The following is a 4,229-nucleotide window of genomic DNA, read 5'->3' on the forward strand; positions in this document are numbered from 1 at the left end:
GCCGTCATCCCCAACCCTCCTAGGCCTCGGCGCGCTCCTGAAATGAGCAATCGACGCGCCGCCGCCAGCTTTCATGCGCGAGTATACTAATTACCCGCCCCTATTGGTATGGGAACTTCATAAGACCGTAACAAGAGTTTTGGCCCTGAACCCCCCAAAGATTACCGATATTTCACGAAAAAGGCCGCAAATCCGATGGATCTGCGGCCTTCTGTCTCTGAAGTCGGCTTTGGCCGGTTTACGGCAGCGGCTTCGGCGCGTCGCTCAGCGAGCGCAGATAGGCGATGACCTGGGCGCGCTCTTCGGCCTTCTTGATCCCGGCGAAGGACATTTTGGTGCCCGGCGCATAGGTCTTGGGGTTGGCGAGGAACTTGTTCAGCTCCTCATAGGACCAATCCTGCGCGGCCATCTTCTTCAGCGCGTCGGAATAGGCGAAGGTGGCGCTATGGCCGTGCTTGCTGCCGACCACGTCCCACAGGTTCGGCCCAACCTTATTGGCACCGCCCTTATCGAAACCGTGGCAGGCCGCGCATTTCTTGGCAGCGGCTTCCCCAGCCTTCACATCGGCGCTGGCGAGCAGCGGCGCGATGGGTTCCAGCGGCGCGTCGGGCGCGGGCGCACTGCCGCCGGATGCCGCAGCGGGGGCGCCAACGCCCTCCACCACATAGACATTCTTTTCAAGCGCATGCGGCTTAATCAACATGCCGCCCAGAATGCTGGCAACCATTGCCGTGATTCCGGCAACCAAAACGGCGGCGGCGATTTTGTTCAGTTCGAAACTCGACATCGTTCTCTTCGACCCGTTTGCTCAGCGAATGGCCGGAAAATAGCCGCAAAGAACGGCGCTGTCCAATGTCACGATCACCACGGCCGCGATTGGTAGCGCGACGCCCCGTCGCAGCGGGCCGAGCACGGGGGGAATCGGGGGTGTGGAAAATGCAGGGCTTCCCCGCACTTGCGAAGGCTAAGCTCTTGTTGCACAACAAATGCGCCCCAGTGGACGGGCGCTTTAAGGGTTCAAGATGCCGCTCAATCCGCTGATCGTAATCCCCTCCCGTCTCAAAGCCACGCGGCTGCCCGATAAGCCCTTGGCCGACATTCAAGGCGAGCCGATGATCGTCCACGTCTGGCGGCGGGCGGTCGCCGCCGCCGTGGGGCCGGTGGTAGTGGCGTGCGGCGATCAGGCGATTTACGATGTGATCGTGGCGCGCGGCGGCAGCGCGGTGATGACCGACCCGGATCTGCCGTCGGGGTCAGACCGAGTGCAGGCGGCGGCGGAAGCGGTCGATCCGGCGGGTGATTTCAATGTCATCATCAATCTGCAAGGCGATCTGCCGACGCTCGATCCCGCCATTCTGCGCGACGTGCTGTTGCCGCTGGAAGTCGATCCGGCGGTCGATATCGCCACCTTGGGGGTGGAAATTCACGAGGCGGCGGAGTTCCATAACCCGAGCGTCGTGAAAATCGCTCTGGCGCGGGCAACCGAAACCGACAGCCTGGGCCGCGCGCTCTATTTCTCCCGCGCGCCGATCCCGACCGGCGAAGGGCCGCACTATCATCATATCGGCATTTATGCCTACCGCCGGGCGGCGCTGGCGCACTTCGTCACCCTACCAGTGGCCGAGTTGGAAACCCTGGAGCGGCTCGAACAGTTGCGCGCCCTCGCCAATGGCCTGCGCATCGACGTGAAAATCGTCCATACCAATCCGCTGGGGGTCGATACCCCCGCCGATCTGGAGCGTGCGCGCGCTTTAATCAACCGCGCGAATTAAACCTGCTGCGCGCTTTGGAGAGATTATGACCGACCTTATCCGCCTCGTCGCTTTTCAGGGCCAGCCCGGCGCTTACTCCGACCTCGCCTGCCGCGCCTATTTTCCCGGCGTTGCGACCCTGCCGTGCCCGACCTTCGAAGATGCGCTGGCGGCGGTGCGCGACGGCGAGGCCGATCGGGCGATGATCCCCATCGAAAACTCGCTGGCGGGCCGTGTGGCCGATGTTCACCATCTTATGCCGAAATCGGGCCTGCATATTGTCGGGGAGCATTTCCAGCGGGTGAACCATCAGTTGCTCGCGCCGAAAGGGGCAACCTTGGCAGGCATTCGCCGCGCCCGCAGCCACGTGCAGGCGTTGGGCCAGTGTCGCGGCTTCCTGCGCGCCCAGGGCATCGAAGCTTTGGTCGACGCCGACACGGCAGGCTCCGCCCGGCAGGTCGCGGAGAAGGGCGACCCCAGCGAGGCGGCGATTGCCTCCTCGCTCTGTGCCGATCTCTATGGGCTGGAGATTCTCAAAGCCGATATCGAGGATGCCAAGCATAACACCACGCGCATGCTAATTCTGGCCCGCGTCGCCGAAGTCCCCGACATCGCCGAAGGGCCGTGCATCACAAGCTTCGTCTTCCGCGTCCGCTCGGTTCCGGCGGCACTGTATAAGGCGCTGGGGGGATTTGCGACGAATGGTATCAATCTGACCAAGCTCGAAAGCTATATGGTCGGCGGCAATTTCGTCGCGGCGCAATTCTATGCCGACGCCGAAGGCCATGTGGACGATCGCGCGATGCGCCTTGCGCTGGAAGAACTCCGCTTCTTCAGCCGCGAAGTGAAAGTGCTCGGCGTTTATCCGGCCAACCCCTTCCGGCAAACCGGCATGGCTGATCTGGGGGAATAGGCGGGGTTCGGGCAGCCCGCCTTAACCGCACGGCTCTTTACTTTATCGCAAACTTTAGGCAAAGCGGCACTCCTAGGCCTGTAGGAGAGACTATGACCGACGTTATCCGCTGCGTTGCCTTTCAGGGCCAAGCCGGGGCCTATTCCGATCTCGCCTGCCGCGCCTTTTTCCCCGGCGTCGCCACGCGGCCCTATGCGACCTTCGAGGATGCGCTCGCGGCGGTGCGCGATGGCGAGGCCGACCGAGCGATGATCCCGGTCGAAAACTCGCTGGCGGGGCGCGTGGCGGATGTTCACCATCTGCTGCCGAAATCCGGGCTGCACATCGTTGGCGAGCATTTCCAGCGGGTGAACCATCAGTTGCTCGGCCCGCCTGGCGCGACGCTGGCGACGATCCGTACGGTGCATAGTCACGAGCAGGCGCTGGGCCAGTGTCGCGGGTTTCTGCGCACGCACGCTTAACGCCGGTGCCGGAAGCCAATACGGCAGTGGCGGCGGCGAAAGTGGCGGCGGCGGGCGATCCGACCCAGGCGGCGATTGCCTCCTCTCTTTCGGCGGCGCTTTATGGGCTAACCATTGTCCAACCCGATATCGAAGACGCCCAGCATAACACGACGCGCATGCTGATCTTCGCGCGCACGCCGGAAATTCCCGATGTCGCGGAAGGCCCCTGCATCACGACGCTGGTCTTCCGCGTCCGCTCAGTCCCGGCGGCGCTCTATAAGGCGCTCGGCGGCTTCGCCACCAACGGTATCAACCTCACCAAGCTCGAAAGCTATATGGTCGGCGGCAATTTTGTCGCGGCGCAATTCTATGCTGATGCGGAAGGCCATGTGGATGAGCGCTCGATGCGTCTCGCGTTGGAGGAACTGCGCTTCTTCAGCCGCGAAGTGAAAGTGCTCGGCGTCTACCCGGCCAACCCCTTCCGGCAAACCGGCATGGCCGATCTTGGCGAGTAACCTCAGCCCCGAAGCGTTGCAAGCGCTGGTCGATGGGGTTTATGCGGATCTCGCTCCGCGACGCGGAGAAGGGGCGGTGGCCGATTACATCCCGCAGCTTGCCCGCATCGATCCTCAGAAATTCGGCATTGCCATCGCCACCGTCTCCGGCGAGGTGATCGTCGCGGGCGATGGCTTGGAGCCGTTTTCAATCCAGAGCGTGTCGAAAGTCTTCACCCTGGCGCTGGCCTTAGGCAAATGGGGCGATAGCCTGTGGAAGCGGGTGGGGCGGGAGCCGTCGGGCACCGCCTTTAATTCCATCGTGCAGTTGGAGCAGGAGCGGGGGATTCCCCGCAACCCTTTCATCAATGCCGGGGCGATCGTCGTTACCGATTCGCTGCTGGCGGGCCATCAGCCGCGCGAGGCTTTGGGCGAAATCCTACGTTTCATTCGCTTTTTGGCCGATGACGAGAGTATCGTCGTCGATCGTGCCGTGGCGAAATCAGAGACCGAAACCGGCTTCCGCAATCAGGCGCTCGCCAATTATATGCGCGCTTTTGGCAACCTGCATCATCCGGTCGATCTCACCCTCGGGGTCTATTTCCACCAATGTGCCCTTGCGCTCAGT

4 protein-coding genes and 1 pseudogene are annotated in these 4,229 nt (G+C 62.7%); 4 read left to right on the top strand and 1 reads right to left on the bottom strand.

Annotated features, from left to right (window positions below; translation table 11 throughout):
• Nucleotides 1–238: 238 nt before the first annotated feature.
• Complete coding sequence (locus tag VZ95_RS17045; protein WP_045776921.1) at nt 239–787, bottom strand: c-type cytochrome; 549 nt, start codon at nt 785–787, stop codon at nt 239–241.
• A 235-nt stretch (nt 788–1,022) separates the two neighbouring features.
• Here VZ95_RS17045 and VZ95_RS17050 point away from each other — a divergent pair, with 235 nt between their 5' ends.
• The 4 genes and pseudogenes from VZ95_RS17050 to VZ95_RS17065 all read left to right on the top strand — a co-directional run.
• Entirely contained in the window at nt 1,023–1,772 is a 750-nt protein-coding gene (locus VZ95_RS17050; RefSeq protein ID WP_045776922.1) for a 3-deoxy-manno-octulosonate cytidylyltransferase, read from the top strand.
• A 25-nt stretch (nt 1,773–1,797) separates the two neighbouring features.
• Complete coding sequence (locus VZ95_RS17055) at nt 1,798–2,664, top strand: prephenate dehydratase (protein ID WP_045776923.1); 867 nt, start codon at nt 1,798–1,800, stop codon at nt 2,662–2,664.
• A gap of 92 nt (nt 2,665–2,756) precedes the next feature.
• Nucleotides 2,757–3,244 (top strand): annotated as a pseudogene (locus tag VZ95_RS29830) (prephenate dehydratase domain-containing protein); the annotation flags it as partial.
• A 367-nt stretch (nt 3,245–3,611) separates the two neighbouring features.
• The coding region (locus VZ95_RS17065; RefSeq protein ID WP_045776924.1) for a glutaminase at nt 3,612–4,229 on the top strand (618 nt) is incomplete at its 3' end.

This window comes from Elstera litoralis (assembly GCF_000963705.1).
In the GTDB taxonomy this organism is placed as follows: domain Bacteria; phylum Pseudomonadota; class Alphaproteobacteria; order Elsterales; family Elsteraceae; genus Elstera; species Elstera litoralis.

What these genes read in the sequence shown, in the direction of transcription:
- VZ95_RS17055 (WP_045776923.1), top strand. Translation starts at nt 1,798, where the DNA reads ATGACCGACCTTATCCGCCTCGTCGCTTTTCAGGGCCAGCCCGGCGCT.
- VZ95_RS17045 (WP_045776921.1), bottom strand. Translation starts at nt 787, where the DNA reads ATGTCGAGTTTCGAACTGAACAAAATCGCCGCCGCCGTTTTGGTTGCC.
- VZ95_RS17050 (WP_045776922.1), top strand. Translation starts at nt 1,023, where the DNA reads ATGCCGCTCAATCCGCTGATCGTAATCCCCTCCCGTCTCAAAGCCACG.